This window comes from Streptacidiphilus sp. EB103A (assembly GCF_041261405.1).
Taxonomy (GTDB): Bacteria; Actinomycetota; Actinomycetes; order Streptomycetales; family Streptomycetaceae; genus Streptacidiphilus.
This window is the reverse complement of record NZ_JBGCAQ010000015.1, coordinates 235,549-258,927: the sequence shown is the minus strand read 5'-3', so window position 1 is coordinate 258,927 and position 23,379 is coordinate 235,549. Positions and strand designations below refer to the sequence as shown.

20 protein-coding genes are annotated in these 23,379 nt (G+C 71.3%); 3 read left to right on the top strand and 17 right to left on the bottom strand.

Annotated features, from left to right (window positions below; genetic code table 11):
- Positions 1 to 14 precede the first annotated feature (14 nt).
- Positions 15 to 1,226: a pyridoxal phosphate-dependent aminotransferase gene (locus tag ABH941_RS25430; protein WP_370131790.1), complete on the bottom strand. Its 1,212-nt coding sequence runs from the start codon at positions 1,224 to 1,226 to the stop codon at positions 15 to 17.
- A 108-nt stretch (positions 1,227 to 1,334) separates the two neighbouring features.
- Between ABH941_RS25430 and ABH941_RS25425 the strand changes: the two genes are divergently transcribed.
- Positions 1,335 to 1,709, top strand: a complete 375-nt coding sequence (locus tag ABH941_RS25425) for a winged helix-turn-helix transcriptional regulator (RefSeq protein WP_370131789.1) — start codon at positions 1,335 to 1,337, stop codon at positions 1,707 to 1,709.
- A gap of 56 nt (positions 1,710 to 1,765) precedes the next feature.
- A complete protein-coding gene (locus tag ABH941_RS25420; RefSeq protein WP_370131788.1) occupies positions 1,766 to 3,010 on the top strand; it encodes an MDR family MFS transporter in 1,245 nt (414 codons plus the stop codon).
- 95 nt (positions 3,011 to 3,105) lie between these two features.
- Here ABH941_RS25420 and ABH941_RS25415 read toward each other — a convergent pair whose 3' ends face one another.
- The 15 genes from ABH941_RS25415 to ABH941_RS25345 all read right to left on the bottom strand — a co-directional run bounded on the left by ABH941_RS25415 (position 3,106) and on the right by ABH941_RS25345 (position 21,608).
- Positions 3,106 to 4,401 (bottom strand): acetyl-CoA carboxylase biotin carboxylase subunit family protein, encoded by a 1,296-nt coding sequence (locus tag ABH941_RS25415; protein WP_370131787.1) that lies wholly within the window; start codon positions 4,399 to 4,401, stop codon positions 3,106 to 3,108.
- A gap of 95 nt (positions 4,402 to 4,496) precedes the next feature.
- Positions 4,497 to 5,750, bottom strand: a complete 1,254-nt coding sequence (ectB, locus tag ABH941_RS25410) for a diaminobutyrate--2-oxoglutarate transaminase (protein ID WP_370131786.1) — start codon at positions 5,748 to 5,750, stop codon at positions 4,497 to 4,499.
- 84 nt (positions 5,751 to 5,834) lie between these two features.
- Complete coding sequence (locus ABH941_RS25405; protein ID WP_370131785.1) at positions 5,835 to 7,097, bottom strand: amino acid:polyamine antiporter; 1,263 nt, start codon at positions 7,095 to 7,097, stop codon at positions 5,835 to 5,837.
- Complete coding sequence (locus ABH941_RS25400) at positions 7,097 to 8,398, bottom strand: lysine N(6)-hydroxylase/L-ornithine N(5)-oxygenase family protein (RefSeq protein ID WP_370131784.1); 1,302 nt, start codon at positions 8,396 to 8,398, stop codon at positions 7,097 to 7,099. Before ABH941_RS25400 ends, ABH941_RS25405 begins: the two co-directional genes overlap by 1 nt.
- A 64-nt stretch (positions 8,399 to 8,462) precedes the next feature.
- Complete coding sequence (locus ABH941_RS25395; RefSeq protein ID WP_370131783.1) at positions 8,463 to 9,584, bottom strand: NAD(P)/FAD-dependent oxidoreductase; 1,122 nt, start codon at positions 9,582 to 9,584, stop codon at positions 8,463 to 8,465.
- Complete coding sequence (locus ABH941_RS25390) at positions 9,581 to 11,554, bottom strand: class I tRNA ligase family protein (RefSeq protein ID WP_370131782.1); 1,974 nt, start codon at positions 11,552 to 11,554, stop codon at positions 9,581 to 9,583. The genes ABH941_RS25395 and ABH941_RS25390 overlap by 4 nt, the downstream gene beginning before the upstream one ends.
- Before the next feature lie 69 nt (positions 11,555 to 11,623).
- A complete protein-coding gene (locus ABH941_RS25385) occupies positions 11,624 to 12,178 on the bottom strand; it encodes a DUF3291 domain-containing protein (RefSeq protein WP_370131781.1) in 555 nt (184 codons plus the stop codon).
- Positions 12,179 to 12,248: 70 nt separating this feature from the next.
- On the bottom strand, positions 12,249 to 13,502 hold the full coding sequence (locus tag ABH941_RS25380) for an NAD(P)/FAD-dependent oxidoreductase (RefSeq protein WP_370131780.1): 1,254 nt from the start codon (positions 13,500 to 13,502) through the stop codon (positions 12,249 to 12,251).
- A gap of 68 nt (positions 13,503 to 13,570) precedes the next feature.
- On the bottom strand, positions 13,571 to 14,263 hold the full coding sequence (locus tag ABH941_RS25375; protein ID WP_370131779.1) for a rhodanese-like domain-containing protein: 693 nt from the start codon (positions 14,261 to 14,263) through the stop codon (positions 13,571 to 13,573).
- A gap of 9 nt (positions 14,264 to 14,272) precedes the next feature.
- Positions 14,273 to 15,970: an AMP-binding protein gene (locus tag ABH941_RS25370; RefSeq protein WP_370131778.1), complete on the bottom strand. Its 1,698-nt coding sequence runs from the start codon at positions 15,968 to 15,970 to the stop codon at positions 14,273 to 14,275.
- A 62-nt stretch (positions 15,971 to 16,032) separates the two neighbouring features.
- The gene (locus ABH941_RS25365; protein ID WP_370131777.1) at positions 16,033 to 16,947 is read right to left on the bottom strand and encodes an alpha/beta hydrolase fold domain-containing protein; all 915 of its coding nucleotides are present in this window, start codon (positions 16,945 to 16,947) and stop codon (positions 16,033 to 16,035) included.
- Positions 16,940 to 18,592 (bottom strand): amino acid adenylation domain-containing protein, encoded by a 1,653-nt coding sequence (locus ABH941_RS25360; protein ID WP_370131776.1) that lies wholly within the window; start codon positions 18,590 to 18,592, stop codon positions 16,940 to 16,942. The genes ABH941_RS25365 and ABH941_RS25360 overlap by 8 nt, the downstream gene beginning before the upstream one ends.
- Positions 18,589 to 19,062, bottom strand: coding sequence for an N-acetyltransferase family protein (locus ABH941_RS25355; protein WP_370131775.1), 474 nt, complete (start codon positions 19,060 to 19,062; stop codon positions 18,589 to 18,591). Before ABH941_RS25355 ends, ABH941_RS25360 begins: the two co-directional genes overlap by 4 nt.
- Complete coding sequence (locus ABH941_RS25350; RefSeq protein WP_370131774.1) at positions 19,059 to 19,715, bottom strand: hypothetical protein; 657 nt, start codon at positions 19,713 to 19,715, stop codon at positions 19,059 to 19,061. The genes ABH941_RS25355 and ABH941_RS25350 overlap by 4 nt, the downstream gene beginning before the upstream one ends.
- 597 nt (positions 19,716 to 20,312) lie before the next feature.
- The gene (locus ABH941_RS25345) at positions 20,313 to 21,608 is read right to left on the bottom strand and encodes an MFS transporter (RefSeq protein ID WP_370131773.1); all 1,296 of its coding nucleotides are present in this window, start codon (positions 21,606 to 21,608) and stop codon (positions 20,313 to 20,315) included.
- 186 nt (positions 21,609 to 21,794) lie between these two features.
- Here ABH941_RS25345 and ABH941_RS25340 point away from each other — a divergent pair, with 186 nt between their 5' ends.
- A complete protein-coding gene (locus ABH941_RS25340) occupies positions 21,795 to 22,589 on the top strand; it encodes a hypothetical protein (protein ID WP_370131772.1) in 795 nt (264 codons plus the stop codon).
- Here ABH941_RS25340 and ABH941_RS25335 read toward each other — a convergent pair.
- Positions 22,519 to 22,875: a hypothetical protein gene (locus tag ABH941_RS25335; protein WP_370131771.1), complete on the bottom strand. Its 357-nt coding sequence runs from the start codon at positions 22,873 to 22,875 to the stop codon at positions 22,519 to 22,521. The genes ABH941_RS25340 and ABH941_RS25335 overlap by 71 nt on opposite strands.
- Positions 22,876 to 23,379 lie beyond the last annotated feature (504 nt).

Below are 23,379 nucleotides of genomic sequence, written 5' to 3'. Positions count from 1 at the left end.
GGGGCGGGCCCCGGCTACTGACGGTACGTGGCGAGGAAGCGGCCGATGCGGTTGACGGCGGTCTCCAGCTCGTCGGCCCGGGGCAGGGTGACGAAGCGGAAGTGGTCCGGGGTCGGCCAGTTGAAACCGGTGCCCTGGACGACGTGGATCTTCTCGCGCAGTAGCAGGTCCAGCACGAAGCGCTCGTCGTCGACGATCTTGTGCACGGCCGGATCGATCCTGGCGAAGGCGTAGAGCGCACCCTTGGGTTTGACGCAGCTCACCCCCGGGATGTCGTTCAGGGTCCGCCAGGCGATGTCGCGCTGCTCGGTGAGCCTGCCGTTCGGCAGGGTGAGGTCGTAGATCGACTGGCGCCCGCCGAGCGCGGCCTGGACGGCGTACTGCGCCGGGACGTTCGGGCACAGCCGCATGGCGGCCAGCATGGTGAGGCCCTCCAGGTAGTCCCTGGCCTGTTCCTTGGGCCCGGAGACGACCAGCCAGCCGCTGCGGAAACCAGCCACCCGGTAGGCCTTGGACAGACCGTTGAAGGTCAGCGTCACCACGTCGTCGGCCAGCGCGGCCAGGCAGTGGTGCTCGACGCCGTCATAAAGGATCTTGTCGTAGATCTCGTCGGCGAACACCATCAGGTCGTGCCGGCGGGCGAGTTGCAGGATGCCTTCGAGCAGCTCCCGTGAGTACACCGCGCCGGTCGGGTTGTTGGGGTTGATGACGACGATCGCCTTGGTGCGATCGGTGATCTTCGCGGCGATGTCGTCGAGGTCGGGGAACCAGTCGGCCTCCTCGTCGCACAGGTAGTGCACGGCCTTGCCGCCGGCGAAGCGGACCACGGCCGTCCACAGCGGGAAGTCGGGAGCGGGCACCAGCACCTCGTCGCCGTCGTCCACCAGCGCCTGAACGGCCATCTGGATCAACTCGGAGGCGCCGTTGCCGAGGTAGACGTCGTCGACGGCCACGCCGGTGACGCCGCGCTGCTGGTAGTACTGAACCACCGCGCGCCGGGCGGGCAGGATGCCGCGAGCGTCGCTGTAGCCGTGCGCGTTGGGGAGATTGCGGATGATGTCCTGGATGATCTCCTCCGGCGCCTCGAAGCCGAACGGCGCCGGATTGCCGGTGTTCAGACGCAGGACACTGTGGCCTGCCTCCTCAAGGGCATTGGCCTGATCCACGACCGGGCCACGTATCTCGTAGCACACGTCCTTCAGCTTGCTGGACTGTCGAAACTCCATCAGCGGCCTCCCGACCGTCACTGCTGCTGCCGACCCGAACCGTCGTGATTGCTTTGTTCTACCAAGTTCGCACTTGGAAAGTCCAACCTTTTGGCTATGCTGGCCGCCATGTCACGCCGAAGCTACGATCAGTACTGCGCCGTCGCCCGCGCCCTGGATGCGGTGGGAGAGCGCTGGAGCCTCCTGATCGTCCGTGAACTGCTCCACGGGGCCCGGCGCTACACTGATCTGCACGCCGACCTGCCCGGCGTCTCCACCGACATCCTGGCCGCCCGGCTCAAGCAGCTGGAGGCCGAGGGCGTGGTCGCGCGCCGTCGGCTGGAGCCGCCCGCGAGCGCGACGGTCTACGAGCTGACCGCACGCGGGCGGGGACTGCGCCAGGTCGTCGAGGCCCTCGCCGCCTGGGGCCTGGACACCCTGGGGGAGCCGCGTCCGACCGAAGCGGTCCGCCAGCACTGGTTCACCGGACCGGTGGTCTCGTAAGATCCAATCACCTGCAACATGGTTCTGACGGGGTGGAATTCATGCAGTCGAGCGCAGTGACACGAGCACGGTCCGCGGCCGCTGCGACCTTCGGCGGGCTGCCCGGCGACTTCTGGTGGCTCTGGACCGCTCAACTGGTGAACCGCGCGGGCGGTTTCGTGATGCCGCTGCTCGCCTACTACGTCACCGGCGAGCTGCACCGCGGCACGGTCCTCGCCGGCGCCGTCGTCTCGGCGATCGGCATCGGATCGCTCGTCTCAGGGCCCTTCGGCGGGGTGCTGGCCGACCGTCTCGGGCACAAGCCGACGCTGGTGGGCGCACAACTCGCCACCGCGGCCTGTATGGTGACCCTCGCCTACGCCCGTTCACCCTCGGCGCTGCTGCTCGGCGGCTTCGCCGTCGGCCTGGCCAACAACGCGACGCGGCCCGCGAACAACGCGCTCATCGCCGAGGTCATCCCGGAGCCGGACCGGACCAGGGCCTACTCGCTCAACTTCTGGGCGATCAACATCGGTTACTCGGTGGCCATGTTCTCGGTCGGTCTGGTCACCGTCATCGGCTACACCGCGCTGTTCTGGCTGGACGCCGGCACCACCGTGCTCAGCGCCCTGCTGATCGCGACCCTGGTCGCCATACCGCCCCGGGCCGCAGCCGCGGCCGGCGACGCCGCGGACGGCCGCGGCATGGGGGCCGTGCTGCGCGACCGGACCTTCGTGGCGTTCGTCGTCGCCGGCTTCCTGGTCCTCACGATCCTGGCGCAGGCCGACAGCGGTCTGCCGATCTCCATGGGCGTCGACGGCTTCTCGCCGAGCGCGTTCGGACGCGTGGTCGCGCTCAACGGGATCGTGGTCGCCCTCGCACAGCTTCCGCTCACCCGGCTCTACCAGAAGTTCCCCGAGTCGCGCGTGCTCGCCGCCTCGTCGGCGGTGATCGGGATCGGCTACTCCGTGCTGCTGCTCGGCCACTCGGCCGGGGTCTACGCACTCTCCGTCGTGGTGTGGACGCTGGGCGAGATCGGCAACACGCCGACCGGCTTCGCGCTCGTGGCGCGCCTCTCCCCCGACCACCTGCGCGGCCGCTACCAGGGCCTCTACCAGGTCGCCTGGACGGGCTCCGCGGTGCTGGCACCACTGCTCGGCGGATGGGTGATCCATGCCTGGGGCGCGGCGCCGCTCTGGAGCGGCTGCCTCATCGCCGGCCTGGTCGCCGCCGCGGCCCAACTGCGCATCGGCACGAGTCTGGACCGGCGGATCGCGGCCGCGGCACCGATCCACCCGGAGTCCGAGTCGGCTGCTGTCTGACACTGCGCCGACCGAAACCACGCCGAGAACAGGTGCGGCCCGGCGTCAGCTAACAGCGCTGACGCCGGGCCGCACCTGCGCAGCCGAACGGAGGGTCACACCCCCTCGATCACCAGGTCGACCTGGCCCGCGTAGGCGAGCGCCTCGCTGTCCGGATCCGCCTCCCAGGGGAGGTCGACGACCACGGACGCCGAGCGCCCGTAGGAGTCGTTCAGCGGCCCGAGCTCGGCGCCACGCGGAAGGCCGACCATGACCGACACGCACCGGGCGGGAGCCTGCGCGTCCGTGGACGGCTCCGCGGTCGGCCAGTAGGCGTCCTCCGCGATCCAGGACACCGGCGCCTCCGTGCACCGGACGTCCACCAATCGGCCGGGACGGTGCTCGGCGAAGCGCTGCACCGCCCGCCGCGTCGGCGCCGGGTACTCCGGCCGCACCCCGAGGGCGAGGTCGACGATGGCCGGCTCCAGGGGCAGACCAGTGGCGAGGTTCCAGAGCATGGTGATCGCGTCGCCGGGCAGTCGAGCGGCGATCTCCATCAACACCGGCTGCCCGTCGCGCAGTCGGAACTCCGCGTGGGTGATGCCGCTCTCGAAGCGCAGCGCCTTCAGGATGGCCGCGTTCGCCGCGAGGAGCGCCTCCGACTCGGCCGGCGGCAGCTTGGCCGGGCTGGTGTGGCCGATCTCCGTGAAGAAGCGGCCGCTGTCCTCGTTCGTGGTCTTGCCGGTGACACCGCTCCACAGCAGTTCACCGCGGTGGACCAGGGCCTCGACCGAGAACTCCGGACCCGTGACGAGCTCCTCCACGAGGATCGTCTCGTCCGGCCCGTACTGGGCCAGCGAGTCCTGCAGCTGCGCGGCGTCGTCGACCCGGACGACACCCGAACTGAACATCCGCCCGGCCGGCTTGACGACGCACGGGTACGCCTCGGAGGCCGCGCGGTGCCGGTCATGGGGAGCGTAGGCACGCCACCTGGGTCCGTGTTCGCGCAGGATGACGCGCTGCATGACCTTGTCCCGGCACACCCGGGCCGCCCAGGTACCGGTGCTCGGCAGACCCAGCACCTCGGCCAGGACCGCCGTCGCGTCGACGAAGACCTCGCCGGCGCAGATCACGCCGCGCACGTCGTAGTCCGTGATCCAGTCCTGCACCGAGGCCAGCACAGCGCCGATCGCGGCGTCGGGGAGCTGCAGGACGGCCGCTATCCGGGACAGCGGGTGCCCGCTGTCCTCGATGTGCCCGGTCAGCTTCACCAGGTCGGTCGACGGTCCGACAACGACCAGCGGCGTCAACCCGCGTTCGGCGATGTCGACGATCAGACGGTGCTGGCGGGCCAGCGCGGCCAGGTCGCTCATCACGACAACGGCGGGCGTGCGCCCGGACTGACGGTCCAACAGAACCCCTCCAAAGGTCAATTCGGCTTTCCTACTGGACATTTCATACGCGTCGGTCCGTGCACGACGCAGCATACGGGCGGTACCAGTACCGATCAAGAAGCGTTCACGGCGGACCGTACGGACTCCCGCAGAATGCCGAGCCCCTCGGCGAGCTCCGCGTCCGTCGAGGTCAGCGGCGGCAGGAGCTTGACCACCTCGTCGCTGGAACCCGCCGTCTCCACCAGCAGCCCGGCGGCGAACGCCGCCTCGGCGACCCGCCCGGCCAGGTCCGGCTCCCGGAAGGCCAGGCCCCAGACGAGGCCGCGGCCACGCAGCTCCGACACGTGCGCCGGGTACTGATCGGCGAGCTCCCGCAACGTCTCCTCGAACAGCAGGCCCCGTCCCGCGGTCTGCTTCTCCAGAGTGCTGTCGGCCCAGAACTCGCGCAGTGCGGCGGCTGCCGTCACGAACGCCGGGTTGTTGCCGCGGAAAGTGCCGTTGTGCTCGCCCGGCTCCCACACGTCCAGCTCGGTACGGAAGAGCGTGAGGGCCATCGGGAGGCCGTAGCCGCTGATGGACTTGGACAGGCAGACGATGTCCGGGATGATCCCGGCGGACTCGAAGCTGAAGAAGGGCCCGGTGCGACCGCAGCCCATCTGGATGTCGTCGATGATCAGGAGGATCCCCCGGCGCCGGCAGATCTCAGCGAGGTCGGCGAGCCAGACCGGGCCGGCCGCGTTGACGCCGCCCTCGCCCTGGACCGTCTCCACGATGACGGCCGCCGGGAGGTCCATGCCGCTACTGCTGTCGGCCAGCATCGCGTCCAGCAGCTTGAGCCCGGACACCTCGCCCCCGGCGAACCCGTCGTAGGGGAGGCGCCAGGTGTGTCCGAGCGGGACGCCGGCTCCGCCCCGCTTGGACGCGTTGCCCGTGACGGCCAGCGACCCCAGCGACATGCCGTGGAATCCGCCGGTGAAGGCGACCACGGTCTGACGGCCCGTCACCTTGCGGGCCAGCTTCAGCGCGGCCTCCACACTGTTGGTCCCGGTGGGGCCGGGGAACTGCACCCGGTAGTCGAGCCGGCGCGGGCCGAGCACCCGGCCCGCGAACTCGGCAAGGAAATCCTGCTTGGCGAGGGTCAGCATGTCCAGGCTGTGGGTGACCCCGTCCTGCTCCAGGTACGAGATCAGCGCCCGCTTGAGCACAGGGTGGTTGTGGCCGTAGTTCAGGGCGCCGGCGCCGGCGAAGAAGTCCAGGTAGGCGCGACCGTCGCGGTCGAACATGCGGCTCCCGGCCGCCCGTTCGAACTCCACCGGCCAGTTCCTGCAGTAGGAGCGGACTTCGGATTCGATGGTAGGGACGTTCATGGTCTCTCCTCCGAGCTGGGGCTGGATCAGTTATGCGTAGGGGAAGGACAGGGCGGGGAGTGGTACGGGCGGGCTGCCCTCCGGTCAACCACCGAACAGGGCGGGCACGGCGAGGGCCGCCGTGGTCACGAGCACGAGCAGGACCGCGGCCGCGGCGCCGCGCAGCAGCGGCCCCCCGCGGCGTACGGCTGCGACCGCCGCCAGGGCGTAGCCGGTCAGCGCGGCCGCGGCCGGGCCCAGCAGCAGCAACGGCACCGCGCCGTCCCGCGCTCCGGCACAGGCGAAGGCGCAGCACGCGGCGCCTACGGAGCCGATGACCGCCTTGCCCGGTCCTCGGCGGTCCTGTCCGGCGCGATCCTGTCCGGCGCGGTCCTGTCCGGCGCGGTCCGGCCCGGTGCGGCGCAGCCGGGTGGCGATCCGGGCGGCGGTGCGCACATTGGTGAGGCAGTAGGAGGTCAGCACGGCAGCCGTCGCACCGGCGAGCACCCAGCGCAGCGGCACGGACGCCGAGCCCTGAGCCGTCGGCGCCCTGGCCGCCAGCCATTCGACCTCGGCCAGGCCCAGGTAGACGACGGCCACCGCGGCCGTGCCCAGGGCCACGCCGGCGGCCGTGCGGCGCGCTCCGGCAGCGGCCGTCGGCACGACGTGGGTGACCGCCTCCCAGCCCACGCCGGCGAAGAACAGTGCCGCGAAGGCCAGCCACCGGGCCCCTCCGGGGGACAGTCCGGTCACGGCCAGCGGCGTGGGCGGGCCCACCGCGGGCCCGGCCGGCCACACCCACACGGCGTCGAGCAGCGCCAGCGCCCCGGCCGCCCAGGGACGGAGCCGGAGCACGGAGGGGGAGAGGGACAGCGGACCGAGTGCCGCGACCACCGCCACCGCCAGCATGCCGAGCGCGAGCAGGAGACCGGCCGTCCCCGGACGCGGCACCGTACCGTCGGCAGCCGTCAGCAGGCAGGTGGCGGCGAACCAGGCGATCGCCGCCTGCCCGGCGGTGAAGGCGACCGCGAAGACGCCGTCCACCGCCCGTTCGGCCCACGGGCCCAGCAGGGCCCCGACGGCCCCCGCCAGCGAGGCCGGCCGCAGCCGCGCACGGACCAGCACGGACAGCAGCAGGCTGACCGATCCGCCGAGCAGGATGTGGGCCGCCCAGACCGGGAGACTGTCGCCGCCCGCCAGGGCCGCGACCACGGGCGGCATGACCAGCATCCCGGCGCCGAGGACACCGCCGGCCAGACCGGCGGCGATGCTCAGCTCCGGCTTCCGCGTCGTCAGGTCGCCTGCCGTCGACCCTGGTCCGCGCGACGCGACGGCCACCCTGACGTCGGCCGTTCCGTCCGGTTCCATCAGCTGAGACGCTTCCGCAGGCCCTCGGCGATGGTCTTGGCCCGCAGCGACAGCAGGCTGAACGAACCGGCGTCGCCGATCCCGTGGCTCGACTCGCACAGGCCGTTGAGGTAGAGCGCAGGCGTGCCGGCGCCCAGCGGCTGCACCTCGTAGTCCGCAGCGACGGACAGGTAGCCGTCGCTGTCGAAGGCGAACTCGTCGGCGATGCCGCGCATGAGCGCGGGGACCCGCTCCTGATGGGCCGCCGGGCCGAGGTCGCGGAATCCGGTGGCGAGGACGACGAAGTCGGCCCGGCTTTCCTCCACCGCTCCGGTGTTGAGCTCCTCGACGCCGAGCCGGACGCCGTCCTCGCCCGCCTCGATGCCGCGCACCTGGCGGCTGCCGCTGACGAACACCTTCTGGTCCCCGTCCAGGCGCTGCTCGTAGACGAGCCGGTACAGCTCGCGGAGCACGTCGCCGTCGGCCGACGAGTAGTTGGTCAGCCGCATGAACGCGTCGATGGCGTTCTTGCGGTCGCGGGGCGCCCGGTAGTAGTAGTCGGTGAATTCGGGGAAGTAGCCCTCCTCGCTGAACGGGCTGGTGTCCTTCTGGCGCAGCGTCAGCGACCGGGCGAGGGTGGTCACCTGGGCCTCGGGGTAGCGCCGGGCGAGGTCGAGGGTGAGCTCGACGGCGCTCTGGCTGCCGCCGACGACCGTCACGGCGCGGGGCGACCTCTCGCCCCGCGCGGCCAGGCTCAGTTCCTCCAGCTCGCGCAGTGCGGGCAGGTAGCGGGTCAGGTGGAAGACCCGGGGGGAGTCGACCGCGTCGAACGGTTCGGGGATGAAGGGGGTGCGCCCGGTGCCGATCACGAGCGCGCGGCCCTGGAGGGTCTCCCCGGCCGAGGTGGTGACGGTGTGGAGCGGGTTTCCCCCGGCGTCACGGTCGACGGTGACGCCGGTGGCGTGCACGCCGTAGTCGACCAGTCGGCCGAAGTGGCCGGCGGCCCAGGTGACGTACTGCGCGTACTCCTTGCGCAGCGGGAACTCCATCGGGACGTTGAGGTGTTCGAGCAGGCGCCCGGTCTCGAAGAGGAAGTTGATGAAGCTGTAGCGGCTGCGCGGATTGCGCAGGGACACCAGGTCCCGCACGGGGTGGTTCTGGATGTCCGACCCGTCGAGCATCATGGCGCTCTGCCAGGACGGGCCCGGCCTGGCTTCGAGGAAGCGCGCGTCGAGGTCGTAGCCCTCTTCCTCCAGGGCGATGGCAAGCGCGAGGTTGGCCGGGCCGAAGCCGATGCCGATGACATCGTGGACGTGGGTCATTGTTCCCCCTTGACGAAGAGCGGGCATGGATCGTGGGGCGGATGCGTCCGCCGCGTGAGGTCGGTCAGGCGAGCTCGGTGAGCGCGTCGGCCAGGCATGCGTCCGCGATGCGACGGCCGGCCTCCGGTGCCGTCTTGACACCGCCGCCGTTCCAGCCCCGCACCGACCAGGTGTGCGGCACTCCGGTGGGCTCCAGCAGCGCCGCTGCTCGACCGTGGGCTGCGGGCCCGCCGTAGGCGTCGGCGGCGCGGACCGCGGTGAGCTGCGCCGCCGTGGCGAGCCACGGGAGGTGGGCGGTGAGCGCGGAGACGGTGGCGCGCGCGTGCACCGGGTCCGGCTCGGCGTCGACCGGGGAGCCCCAGACGAGGTGCGGCATGCCGATGAGCGTCCGGTCCGCGCCGACCGGCTTGGCGTAGAGCCCGGTGCGCAGGTCGACGAAGGTCGCGTGATGCGGTGCGGGCGGACGCCGCTCGACGATGGTCACCTGGATGGAGCGCGACCGAACCGGTGTGACCGACCGCAGGCCGGGCACCGGGTCGGCCGCCCAGGGCCCGACCGCCGCGACCACGGCCCCGGCGCTGACCTCGCCCGCGTCCGTGACCACCACCGGGCGTCCGCCGCGTGCCGCGACCTCGTGCACCCGGACGCCGTGGCGGACCACCGCGCCGTCGGCGCCTGCCTGGAGCAGCCAGTCCCCAGTGACCTCGGTCGGCGCCACCCAGCCCGCCTCCGGCTCGACCAGGGCGACACCGCCGGCCAGCCGGATCCCGCAGACCTCGGCCCGGTCGGCGACCAGCCGCGCCGAGGTGCCCAGCGCACCGTTGATCCGCACGGCGGCCTCCCCGAGGGCGAGCGCCTGGCCGGGATCGGCGACGCTCACCGCGCCGACGGCGTGCAGTGGGGCCCGTCCGGACGCCCAGCACGCGGGATCCCGGTAGACGGCCAGGCTCGGCAGTGCCAGCTCGGCGACCACCGGGTCCTGGTCGTAGGCGCGCACCATGCCGCCGGAGGCGCCGGTGGCCCCGGCGCCCGGCCGCCGGGCCTGCTCGAGCACGACGACGGAGACCCCGCGGCGGGCCAGCTGGTGTGCGACGGAGGCGCCGGTGATTCCGGCGCCCACCACCACGACGTCCACGCGGGCGGGGAGCTCCCCGCCACCGGAGGACAGGATGCGGTCCGGGCTCACGACCGGTCGCCGGCAGCGGCGAGCGCGACCGTGGTGAGCTCGGGCGCGGGCGACAGGCAGGCGGCGCCGGTGGGCAGGAAGGACCAGTCGGCCTCGCGCACCGGGTGGCCGGACAGGCCCAGCCAGTCCCAGACCTGCTGGGCAAGATCCGGGGTGACCGGCCAGGCCAGCGCCGCGAACGCCTTGGCCGCCAGGTACTCGAGGGCCAGGCTCGTGCGCGCCTCCTCCGCCAGCGAGGGGACCCGGCGCGTCGGCGTGTCCGTCGCCCGGAACTCGGCGGCGCGGGCCACGAAGGACTCCAGCAGCCGGACGTAGCCGCGCGCGCTGAACGACTCCGGCAGCAGCAGGCCGTCGAGCTGCCGGGTGATCAGGTTGAGGTGCCGGTAGAACTCGCGGTGCGCGTCGGTCCAGGCGCCGGTGCCCGGCACCTTGCCGGCGCACTCCTCGTCCAGAGCAGCGAAGCCTCCCAGCCACTCCTGGGCGCCGCGGTACAACGGGTCCTCCGCCAGGTGCCCGGCGCTCTCGTGGCTGAGCTGCGTGACGCGGCCCTCGGGGGCGTTCCTGAGCAGGGCCAGCCGCACCGCGTCCGGTCCGGCCGCGGCGAGGGCGTCGTCGGCCCAGACCGCGTGGCCGCGGCTGGTCGAGAACTTCTCGCCCTCCAGGTGCAGGAACTGGTTGGTGACGAACGAGGCGGGCAGGTACTCGGCCAGTCCGGCCGCGAAGGCCAGGATCGGCAGCAGGACCGCGTAGTAGAAGCTGTTGTCGTAGCCGAGGAGGAGCGTGATCTTCGCCGGCCCCCCCTGCTCGGACTCGGACCGGGCCGCGTCCAGGAAGGTCAGCGCGAGATCCGCCCAGGCGTCGAGGGCCTGGCCGTCGCCCAGGGCGACGCCCCACTCGGTGGTGCGCCCCAGCCGGTAGCCGGGCAGCCCCTCGTCCAGCAGCCGCTCCACCAGCGCCTGCAGGTCGGGCGAGGTGTACGCGCCGCGCAGGTACTCGCGCAGCTGCTCGGTGTAGGCGTTGAGGTCCAGCCACAGCGCCCGCTCCGGACGGGTGACCGCCGGGGTGCCGCAGATCCGGCAGTGCAGTTCGGTCAGCTCACGGGCCTCGTTGGGCCGGCCGCAGGCCTCGCAGATCTCACCGTCGCTGGAGGCGCCGCAGTGCGCGCAGAAGCCGCGGGCGAAGGCCTGGTGCACCGAGAGGTCGCAGGTCGGGCAGTAGGCCGTCGGGCGCTCCTCCTCCGCGACGGCGGGCGAGGAGACGACCCGGTCGAGCAGCACCCGGATCCGGTCGGCGTGCTCCGGGTCGGCCGAGGGCCGGGTGAGCCGGTCGCAGCCGACGCCGGCCGCGCGCAGGGTGGCGATGATGGCGTCGCCCTCAGCCTTCGCGACGGCGGCCGGGTCGGTGCCCCGCAACCGGGCGGCCGCGGCCACGTACGACTGGTGGTCGTCGGTGCCGGTGACGTACCGGGCGTCGCGGCCCATGCTGCGCAGCGCGCGCACCAGCATGTCGGCGCGGACGTACGGGCCCGAGAGGTGGCCCAGGTGCAGGCCGCCGTTGGGCGTGGGCGGCGGGCAGAAGACCAGCGCCCGCTCGGGGAGCCGCTCGTGCGGAGGGAGCTTGTCGAGGGCCGCGACGGCGCTCGGGATGTGCTCCCAGTAGACGGAGACGATGTCGAACGGCTCGTCGGACTCGTTGCGGATCTCGTGGTAGCCGAAGGGCGACAGGTGGACCACCTCACCGGGGCCGAACTCACGCTCCTCGTCCCCGAGTACGACGACGGCCTTGCCTGCCAGCACGATGAACATCTCGCCGTCGTGGTGGGCGTGTCGCTTCGAGACGGTGTGCGCGGGCACGCTGCCGAAGACAGAGCCGAAGGGCAGGCCCTCGATGTCCGTTGCGGACAGCATCGGCTGAAGGTGCATCTCGTAGGACCAGCTCATCGCCGATCGGTCGAAGGCTCGCGAGATCACGGAGAAACCCCAGGTGGTGTGAGATGGACAGGGCAGGCAGGGCGGCCGCGCCGGTCGGCGAACCGCCGTTCAGGAACGGGCCGCGCGCCGCTCGGCCGGGCGGCGCAGCTGCGTCGGAGTACCGTCGGCGGCGAAGGGCTGACGGAACGTGAACGAGACCGGCGAGGAACCGTGGTCGTGCAGGTGCTCCAGCCGGCTGCAGGCGTCCGACCAGGTCGGGACCTCGTCGTCGGCGACCCACCACGCCGCGTAGGTGGGCCACTCGGGCTTCAGGAACCACTCGTGCCGCCGGCTCAGGGTCGAGCGGTGCAGGCCGGCGTAGACGAAGGCGGAGACGGACTCCAGGTCCTGCCAGAGCGACAGGGTGGAGGCGCGGCTGTCGGTGTCGCCGGTCCGGCCGCCGGTGTAGAAGCGCGGCACCTCGAACCTGCCCCACTGACCCCAGTCGCGCTCGAAGTTGGTGAGATGGCCCTGCTCGGCTGCCTCTTTCGCCCGGGCCACGAACCCCGCGCTGTTCTCCGCCTGTTCGAAGGTGGGCGGCGTCAGGTCGTCGAACTCCTGTACCTCGGAGTTCCCGTAGGGCTTCGTAAGGATCGCGAAGGTCGTGAACGCGATACGGGACATACGTTTCCATCCTCTTCCTGGCGTCCGGATGACACCGGTACGGCCGGCACAGCAGCGGCAGCGGCTCCGCTCAGCGCCTGAGCCCGGCGGAGCCCCGGGTCATCAGCGCCCGCATGAGGTCCCGCTGGAACTCAGCCGGCATGAGCAGGCGTCCGCTGAGGGACAGGTACTTCTGGCTCAGATCCTCGTTGCCGCAGATCGTCTGGAACATCCGCTTCCTGGTCGCCTCGTTCTTGTCCACGAGGGAGTCCCCGTAGATGCCTTCGATGTGAGGCCGCACCACCTCGGCGAACCGCCGCCGGTACTCCTCCAGACCGTCCGCGAGGTCGGCCTTGTCCAGCGAGCGGTCGGCGAAGGACTGGGCCAGGAGATCGGCCGTGACCAGCGCGAATCCGCAGCCGACCCCGCTCATGGCGTCCACCGAGAGGGCGGCGTCCCCCACGAACGGGACCGAGCCCGCCACCGGGTGGCGGACCTGGCTCGGGTAGTCGGTGTAGCCCAGCAGGCCGGACTCAGGGACCGCGTCGGCCATCGACGGCGCGTCCGCCAGGTCGTCGAAGTACTGCAGGAACTGCCGGAGCCGGCCGTCCTGGCCCGACCACCCCTCGACCCGCGACTTCTCGGCGAACAGGACGAGCTGGGTCCGGCCCCCGACGAGTGGGTAGACGCAGGCCAGGTCCCGCTCGTTCATGATGAAGATCGAGCGGTTGTCCTCCCGGGTCGTGATCCCGGTGAAGTAGCCGAACAGGGCCGCGCGGTCGTTCGGGTGGCTCTCGGTCGGGTTGCCCAGCTCCTTGGCCAGGCTCGACCGGCGGCCGTCCGCGGCCACCACCATGCGGGCCCGGAAGCGCTGGGATCCGCTTTCGCCGCGGGTGTCGAGAATCCAGCCGGACTCGTCCTCCACCGCCGACTCCACCATGGTGGAGTCGAGGTACCGGACGCCCTGCTCGCGAGCGGACGCGCGCAGGGCCGGATCGAGCACACGCCGTTCCAGATTGAGCGCGTAGGAGTCCGGCGGTCCGGCGACGTAGCCGCCGGGACCGTCGATCATGCCGCCGGGTGTGACGAAGACAGCCTTGGTCCGCACCGACCAGGCGGGCTCGGTGAGATGAACCAGCCCGAGCCCGGCCAGCAGCGGCACCGAGTGAGGCTGGATGAAGTGGGTGCAGAGCCGCTTGTAGAACTCGTCGTTCATCGGCTTCTTGTCGAAGATGCCGACCTGGTAACCCATCTGACTGAAGCGGATCGCGGTGGCGCAGCCGGCGATGCTCCCGCCCACCACCGCGACGTCCAGCTGCGACTGGTCTATCTCTGTCGTACTCACCGTGTGACTTCCCATCCTCTGCTCGGGCAACTCTCGGCGCGGGCTCGTGCCGGCTCGTTCGCCGCCGATCAGCCCGCGCACCCGCAGGCGACCAGGGCGTGGCCGGCGTGCTGCCCCGCCTCCCCCGCCGTGGCGTGGCCGTCGCGCTTCCACCAGTCGAGTCCGCCGATCAGCTCCTTCACCCGGAAGCCGGCGGAGGCGAACTTGATCGCCGTCTTGGTCGAGGCGTTGCAGCCGATGCCGTCGCAGTACGCCACGTACAGCGGCGCCTTGGAGAGACCGGCCAGCGACTCCTGGGAGATCGACCGGTGCGGAATGCTGATCGCCCCGGGGATGTGCTCCCACGCGTAGGACTCGCTGCTGCGGCCGTCGACGACCACCAGGTCCTCGCCGTCGTCCAGCGCCGCCTGCAGATCCGCCGAGTCGATCTCGTAGGCCAGCTTCTCCTGGTAGAAGTCCAGCTGGGAGCGCTGCTCCCGGGACAGCCCGCTCTCGCTCGCGACGGGCTCCTCCGGCTCCGTGAACCGGTTGGCGATGGCGTACAGATCCTCGAGGGTGCTCGGGGTCACCAGGGAGTCGGCGTGCTCGCCCAGGTCGACGCCGCAGTCCTCGAGCAGCGTGACCAGCACGCTGATGGTCAGGAGGGAGTCCAGACCCAGGCTGCTGAGCGCCGTGTCGTCGGGGAGGGGGACCAGGTTCACCGGGCTGCCCAGCGCCGCCTCCAGGTATTCGGCGACCTTGTCCTTCACTGCAACAGACATTGCTCCACCTCAATCAATGGTCTCGACGGCACCGTCGGCCGACAGTACGAAGTAGGGGGAATTGGACTGCTGAGCCGCCGTGGTGAGCTGCTCGACCAGACGCTGCTCGACCAGACTCTGCTCGACCAGTCTCTGCTCGACCGGACGCCGTTCGGCGTCCGGCGAAGTCGAGGGGGCAGCGGCCGCCGGCGCCCAGGCCAGCACGGTCGGCCGCATGTAGTCGGGCAACAGGCCGCGCAGGTACGCGTCCAACTCGGCTGGGGCCAGCGGTACCCGCGCCGCCTCCGTGAGGATGACGAGTGCGATCGTGTCCCGACGGTTGCGCGGGAACACCGCCACCAGAGTCCGCTCGACGCCGGGAAAACCCCGAGCCGCCCGGCGGATCTCGCTCAGGTGGGTCCGGCGACCCGCCAACCACCGGATGTCCGTGTCACCGTGACGGTGCAGCACCAGGCTGCCCGCGTCGTCCAGGCTGCAGATGTCCCCGGTGCGGAAGTACCTGGTCCCGTCCGACTCGACGACCACGCGGGCCGTCTCCTCCGGCTGGTCGAAGTAGCCGCGCATGACCTGGTCGCCGCCGACCCACAGCTCGCCCTCGACGCCTGGCTGCTGGAGCTCCACTCCGTCCTGGACGAGCCTGGCCCGGAGGCCCCGCAGCGGCCGACCGACCGGACCGGTGGCACCGCGCTCCGGCTTGTCCCGCCCGAGCCCGTCCTGCCCGACTTCGAGGCTCAGGCTGAACACCGTGGCCTCGGGGGGCCCGAACGCGTGGACGACGCGAAGGTCCGGCAGCTGCCGGACCCAGACATCGAGCACCTCCGGGTCGCAGACCTGGGCGCCGGTCATCACCAGCTCCAGATCGGGCAGCTTCGCCCGGGTGACCTGTCGCCCGTCACCCGTGATCATGGTCAGCAGCATCGAGACCGCGATCAGATGGGTGATCCGCTCCCGGGAGAGCACGGCGCGCACCACGGCGCCGGCCGGGAGATTGCGGAACTGGTAGACGAAGGCGCCCAGCGACAGCGGGAGCAGCGTGTCCTCGAAGGAGACGTCGACGTGGAACGGCGACAGGCTCAGCACCCGGGACTCCGAAGTGAAGCGGAGCACCTGGTTGTGGTTGCCGAAGTAGGCGAGCAGGGCGGCGGCGCTGTTCTCGACCCCCTGGGGCTCACCCGTCGGACCGGAGGCGAAGATGATGTAGGCCGCCTGCCCGGGCTCGTGCGGCACGGTGGCATGCGTCGCAGCCGGCCCGGACAGGATCCCGGTCAGCTCCGGCCCGCCGAGCCAGCGGTCGGCGGGCACGAGCGGATCCCGGTCGTCCAGGGCGACCACCAGCGCCGGCCGCAGCCGGGTGAGCAGTCCGCGCAGCCGGGCCTCCGGCTCGGCGGCGTCGAGCGGGACGTAGACGGCGCCGCACTTCCAGACCGCGAGGGCGAGCATTGGAATCACCGCTCGCTTCTGGGCCAGGATCACGACGCGGTCCCCCGCGCCGACGCCCCGGACCGCCAGCCGGGCCGCCACTGTCCGGGCGCCCTCCTCCAGTTGGGCGAACGTGTAGCCGGCGTCCCCGTCGTTGACCGCCGTCCGGTCCGGCCACCTGCGGGCCGGAACCGCCAGCAGGTCACCGAGAGCGGGCGACGGGTTGTCCGCGTCGGCAGGATCGACGGACCACGGTGGGAGCGCTGCCGCCTCGGCTGTGACTGCCATTCTCAGTTCCACTCTCTCACTCGTGTTCGGATCAGCACGTGCGCAGCGTCACCTGCGGTTCGTCAACTGCGGCGCGCCTCCGTGGAAAAGGCCGAGGCGGCGATCCGGAGCACGGCGCTCCTGGCAGATTCGAGCTTTCCGGCGTACAGACAGAAGTCGTGCGGCAGATCGCTGAAGTGCTGGTGGCGCGGCCGGACCGACCGGTCGGCCAACTGCTCCACCCAGGCGAATCCTTCGTCACGGAGCACGTCGCAGCCGGCGGTCACGACCGAGCAGTCCGGCAGCCGGGCCAGCTCACTGTCCGTCAGCGTGAACGGGTCGAAGCCGCGTCCCGAGAAGAAGGGCCGCAGCACCGACCGGAACTGCCGCATGCTGTCCTGGTCGAGGAAATAGCCCTCGCCGAAGGTCCGGTAGGACTCGCGCTCCGTCCCCAGGTCGAGGACCGGGTAGATCAGCACGAGGCGGGAGAAGACCTCGGGCAGTGCGCGCAGGCCGAGGTAGAGCGCGAGCAGTCCGCCGACGCTGTCGCCGGCGAGGACGAGCGGCCGGCCCGCCAGGGCGTGGCAGCGTGCCTCGATGTGGCGCTGCAGCTGCTCGACCGACTGCTCAGCGGTGTGCTCCGGCGCCTTCAGATAGTCGAACGCCTCCACCGGAGCCCGCAGGGTGTTCGCCAGGATGCGCAGGAAGGGCTGGAAGACGGCCGTCGAGTAGTAGACCAACCCGCCGCCGTGGATGTAGAGGACCCACGGGCTGTCCGGGTCCTCCACTGCCGGTCGGATGGTCACCGAGTGCTCGCCGGCCTCGACCGACGCGCCGTCGTCCGGCTGGGTCGTGCCCCCGAAGCGGGAGATCCAGCGCTCAGCGTTGGCCCGGTCCTCCGCCGGCGAGCCGGTGGAGAACCGCACCGCCATGATCTTCCTGGCGGCGGCAAGCCGACCGAACTCGACGTTCAGCAGCGGCTCTGCAAGGTCAGACACGGACGCCCCCGTCGACGGCCTCGAACTGCCCCTCGGCCGAGAGCACGAAGTGAGTCGCGCTCGACTGCCCGGTGGCCTCGGCGAGTGCGCGCATCAGCCGGCCCTCGTCCGTCTTGCCGGTCGAGGCGACCGCGAGCACCGGCGACCAGGCCACCACCGTTGGGCGCATGTACTCCGGCAGCAGGTCCGCGAGGAGCTGCTGCACCTCCGCCACCACGGCCCGGTCCGGCGCCAGCACCACGAGAGCGATCACGTCGTGGCCGTGCCGCGGGACCAGTGCCACAGCCGCCCGCTCGACGCCCGGGCAGCTCAGCACGGTCTGCCGGATCTCGCCCAGGTGGATCCGCCGCCCGGCCAGCTTCACCTCGTCGTCGTTCCGGCCGCAGAACACGAGGTCGCCGTTCTCGTCGTAGCTGCACAGGTCGCCCGTGCGGTAGTAGCGGACCCCGTCCACCTCGACCATGCGCCGGGCGGTCTCCTCCGGCTGACCGAAGTACCCGCGCATCACCTGCTCTCCGCCGATCCACAGTTCGCCGACCCGGCCCGGCTCGTGGACCTCGACATCGTCGTCCACGAGGCGCGCGGCAACGCCATGAAGCGGCCGACCGATGGGGTACGAGCTCCGCCGCTCCGGATCCGCCGTCAGGATCTCGTGCGCGACACAGACGATCGTCGCCTCGGTCGGCCCGTACACGTTGATGACTCGCAGTTGGGGCAGGGCGTCCTTCCAGACGTTGATCACGCCGGGGTCGCAGACCTCAGCGCCCGTCATCACCATCTCCAGGAAGGGGAAGTTCTCCCTGGAGACCTGACGACCGCCTTCGGTGATCATGGTGAGCAGCGTGGAGACGGCGATCAGATGGGTGATCCGCTCGCGCTTGATGACTGCCCGCATGATGGCGCCGGCGTGGACGCCCCGGAACTGGTAGACGAACGCGCCCAGGGACAGCGGCAGCAGCGTGTCCTCGATCGACACGTCGAAATGGAACGGGGACAGGCTGAACACCCGTGAATCGGGCGTGAACCGGAGCACCTCGTTGTGGTTCCCGAAGTACGCGACCAGGCTGCCGGCGCTGATCTCGACGCCCTTGGGGGCTCCGGTGGACCCCGAAGTGAAGATGATGTAGGCCGTGTCCTCGGGACCGTGCGGCACCGACGGTCCGTCGCCGGCGGGGCCCGCCAGGACCGCGTCCAGCTCCGTGCGGCCTGTCCAGTGGACGTCGTCGACCGACGGCTCCCGGTCGTCCAGGGCGAGCACGGCGCGCGGCTGCAGCCGGCCGAGCAGGCTCCGCAGGCGCGGGAGGGGCTGCGTCGCGTCCAGCGGGACGTAGACGGCGCCGCACTTCCAGATCCCAATGGCAAGCACCGGCATGATCGCGGACTTCTCCGCCAGGACGGCGACCCGGTCCCCGGCACCGACGCCCTGCTCGCGCAGCCAGGCGGCGCAGGCTCCCGCCTGCTGTTCCAGCTCGGCAAAGGCGAGGCCGAGCTGCCCGTCGTGGAGAGCCGGCCGGTCCGGCCAGTTGCTCGCCGCGGCCCGGACCAGGTCGCCGAGCGCCGGCGCGGGGCACGCCTGGTCGGCCGGGTCGATCGACCACGGCGGCATCGCGGCCGGGGCCGCTGTCGCGCCAGCACTCCGCGTCATGAGACGCCCTGCCCTTCAACCTGGAAGTGGAAGCGGACCTTTGACTTGTCGCCGGCACCCATGCGCCGGTAGAAGCCGATGCCGAGCTCGTTGTGGGGAGGGGTCTGCCACTCGACCCGGCCGCATCCCTTGGCCGCGGCGAACTCCCGCAGCCGCTCGAAGAGCACCCGGCCGATCCCCAGGCCGCGGTACGGCTCCTGGAGATAGAGGCAGTCCATGTAGGCGAACGGCTCGGCACCCCAGGTGGCGAAGTCGACGGTGGCGGTCATGAAGCCACAGGGCGTCCCCGCGTCGGTCGCAACCCAGCCGTACAGGGCCGGCTGCTCGGAGAACAACGCCGCATGCCAGCGCTCCACTTGGCCGTTCTCCTGGAAGTCCGCCTGCTCGTACGCGGCGTGCTCGCGGCACAGCTCCAGCAGCGCGTCCAGGTGGTGCGGCTCGATCGGCTGCACTCGTATGTCGCGGTTCATACCCATCCAGAGAAGGTCGTGGCCAGGTACGCGTCGAGCGAGTCCTGATCCAGTCGGCCGGGCACCAGCACGGTGTTCACCCAGGCGTCACGCTCGAACCTGACGATCTCCAGCTCCCAGACGCAGGCGACGAGGTCCCGCTGGTCCAGGCGGGCGAACGTCGTGCTCCCGTCGGCGTCGACGACCGACCCGCGCACCCAGTGCTTGAGCATGTCGCCGCCGTACCACTGACTCACCAACAGGTAGGTGCCGTCCGCGCCATGATGCAGAATCAGCAACCCGGCGGGGTGGTCCCCCTCCTGCGGGGGTCCGGTCAGCACCGAGGCGGCCTGCTGCCGCAGCCACTCCGGCTCCGGTGGGGTGTGCGGTCCCTCCGGCTGCGCGAACATCGCGTACGCCTTCAGCGTCCGCCCCTGGACGTCGACCAGTGGAAGTGCCTTGACCAGGCGCGGCGCGTACCTCGCGAGCTGTACGGGCGGGAACTCCCCGCCCAGGGCCCGGCGACCACCGCTTTCCTTCGTTCGTCTGTGTCCGAATTGAATAGGATCGCCATTGTCGTCGTGCTTCTGGCCAACAACTCGCGCGCTGTTCAGTCCGATCCCCCCGGTCGCACTCACATGGATGATCTTCAAGCGAATCACCTTTGCGCCCATACCGACTGCTCTGTCGTCAGATCGGCTGCGCCCAGAGGATCCTGGCATGGACATGGGCCGGACATCAAGAGGAAATCGAGACCGTCTGCGCCCCATCCATCCCGATCAGTCGTGGTTGATCAGGGCATATCCGGATTCTGCACTCCTGGTCTGCTTTCCGGCTTCTAAACCCACCCATATGCCGCCAAAACGACCACAGCAAGCGGATGGCTCTCGCAATGACGAGGCGGCACAGAGAGCTCCGCGCCACTGCGCATCTCAACATTCGAGACTGGGGCGAGCCGGCGTCACAGGACTAGGCGAGTTTCCAGATTCGCCGACGACGACGGAAAGGACTTCACGTCGCCAAGTGACACCGTCTACACTGCCGTCCACTCCGTGATCTTCCTCGATGCGATGTCCGGCACACGGTGATCGGCATACGAAGTTCACCAAGGCAATCAACTGTTGAACGAACATTGATAAACGGTCGAGCAAACAATTGGGGGCGGCGGCCGTCGGTTCATCCAGCGGCAGATCGTCGAGCGGGGCCGGCCCAGGTGGTCATCGCCGCCGGCGCCCTCGCCTGCACGGTGCCGGCCACCGCGACCGACGCCATCAGCCGTGACGAACTACCGGCCCGCGCTGCCGACTTGTAGAGAACCCGGGACGGCGGATCGCCGGCAGCAGGATCAGGACAGCAACGGCCGCGATCAGCCAGAGCGATCCGCCGCCGAGGACCGGACCGGTGCCGACGGCGGCGGCGACCGGGCCCGCGGCGGCCAGGCCGAGGGGGCCGAGGCCGAAGGCCCCGAGGGTGCCGTAGGCGGCGACGCGGCCCCGGAACTCGACCGGGATCGCCTGCTGTTGCAAGGTGCTGAGCAGGGTCCCGTAGAGGGACGAGCCGACGCCCGCGACCAGCGCGCCCGCGCAGACGCAGAGCAGCGGCAGCCCGACGGCCAGCGCCCCGCTGGGGAAGGACCAGCCCAGCGAGGCGACCACGGCGACGAGCAGCGGACGGGAAGGCCGGCGGCCCAGCAGGACGAAGCCGCCGGCGATGGCACCGCAGCCGTAGCAGGCCATGATCGCGCCCCAGGCGCCCGCTCCGCCGAGGCGGGTGGCGGAGACCACCGGGCCGAGGACCAGGAATGGCCCCCAGAGCAGGAAGTTGAAAAGGCAGATGTGCAGCGTGGTGAGCCACAGCCAGGTCTGCGAACGGAACAGCGACCAGCCCGCCCTGAGGTCGGCCAACAGCGAGCTGCGCGCCGCCTCGTCGCGACGCAGGGCAGGACCGGCGGCGGGCAGGCCGACGACGACGAGCACGCTCACCGCGTAGCTGGCCGCGTCCAGCGCCAGCACCAGGGCGGGCCCTCCCGTCGCCACCAGCACCCCCGCGAGTGCCGGTCCGGCCACGGTCGCGCCCGAACGGGCGATCTGCAGGAGCGAGTTGGCCTGGGTGAGCCCCTCCTCGGGCGACAGCCGGGGGATCAGCGCGGACAGCGCCGGACCGAACAGGCCCTCGCCGATCCCGGCCAGCGCGGCCAGCACCAGCATCGTCCAGAGCGCCGGACGACCCGTCAGCAGTAGTCCTGCGAAGGCGGCTTGAGCACCGCAACGGAGCACATCCGCGACGATCATGACGATCCGGCTGCCGAACCGGTCCGCCGCCACCCCACCGAGCAGCAGCAGAAGCACCAGCGGCAGGATCCTCGCCGTCATCACCGCGCCGAGCGCGGAACCCCCGCCCCCGGTCGCGAGGACGGCGAAGGCCACCGCCACCCCGGCCATGGACGAGCCGAGGACCGAGGTGGTGTAGCCGATGAAGAAGCGGCGAAAGCCGCGTTCACCGAGCACGAGCAGCCGTCGGCGCAGCCCGAAGAGAGGGCCAGGACGGCCCCGGAGGTCAGTGGTCACACGCAGCAGACTGCCTCGGCGGATGCGGGTCCCACAAGGCTTTCCGGGTCTAAAGTTGAGCCAAGTAGAGGCAATTCTGAGGCAGCTGCGCTCTATCGCAGTAAATAGCCAGGAATATGGCTCTGAACTGGGTATTTACTGCGCCGGAGCAGAATATCGGCGACTCTTTTTTACTGCGGAGGATTGATGGTTCACCCGGTCGAATACGCCGTCGCCGTGGAGCGGCGGCTGGAGGCCGCTGGCCTGTCCGAGGGCTCCCGCCGGATCTACCGGATCGCCCTCGTCAGCTGGGCCTGGCCGATCGTCGGCCGGACCACGCCCACCGGCGCCGCGCGACGCAAGGCCAGCCCGCCGGTCGTACCGCTGAACCTGCTGGACGACCCCGCCTGCGCGGCCCGGCTGCGCGACGCCTGCGCGGAGCGCGCGGCGGTGACCGATCCGCGCACGCTGAACCGCGAGCTGTCGATCCTGCGCGGCGCCCTGCGCTGGTGGCGCGAGCAGGGGTGGATCACCACCGATCCGCTCGCCGGGGCCGAACCCCTCCCCAGCGCGCCTGTTGCGGCACCGGCCCGCCTGAGCGAGGACGAGATCCGCGCGGTGCTCGCGCTCCGCGCACCGCTGCGCGAGCAGGCCCTGTGGCACTTGCTGCACGACACCGGCGCCCCGATCGAGCGGGTGCTCGCCCTGAACATCGCCAATCTCGACCTCGACCGTCGTCGCGGCAGGGCGGATCGCCCCGAACTGCGCTGGGGGCCCCGCACCGGACGGCTACTGTCGCTGTTGCTGCTCAGCCGGACGGCGGGGCCGGTGTTCCTCACCGACCGCCGCGCCCCGGCCGGCACCCCCGCGACGGACCGCTGCCCGCTCACCGGTCGGGCCAGGCTGTCCTACCGCCGGGCCGCCGAGGTGTTCACCGACGCCACCCGTTCCCTCGACCCGTCCGGGTCGGGGTGGACGTTGCGTCAGCTCCGCGCCGGCTGACCGCGGTCACGGCGGCCCCGGCCGCCATCAGGCCCAGGGTGGAACGCCAGGACATGATCGACCACCGCGACTGCGCGGACAGCAGCGATCCGGTGCTGAGCCAGGAGCCCACCGAGAGCAGTGACACCGCGCTCCCGACGGACCCGACGGAGAGCACCGACCCCACCGAGCCGATGGACAGGACGGATCCGACCGAGCCGATGGAGAGCACCGAGTCCTTGGACCACAGCGAGAGCGGCGAATCGGAGGAGTGCGGACGCGTCAGCGCTGCGCGCAGATTGGCCATGGCTCCATCCTCCCCCTGGACCGGGGTCCCGGCACGGCGTGTCAGCTCTGGGCGAAGAGGTCGGGCAGAGTGATCGTCAGAGTTTCGGCGCGCCGCAATTACTGACAATTCGTCATAACTTAGGCTCGGTCTTATGTCGCAGCGCCGCCTGGCACCTCTCGCCTGTCTCGCGATCGCGATGCTGACGATCGCCCTGCCGGTGATCGCCGTACTGCTGCACGCCCCGTACCTGCGGGAGGTGGGCGCCTGGCGGCCGTCGCACGGCGACGCGCTCACGGCGGGAGAGGCCCCCACCGCGGGGGCCTCGGCCGGCGCGGGGGCCTCGGCCGGCACGGGGGCCTCGGCCGGCACGGGGGCCTCGGCCGGCACGGGGGCCAGTGTGAGCGCGGGCGGGGGGACCGGCGGAGGTGTGAGCGCGAGCGCGGAGAGCAGTGGGAGCGCAAGCAGCAGTGCGAGCGCCGGGGCGGGGGCGACGGCCAGCGCTAGTGCTAGCGCCAGCGCGAG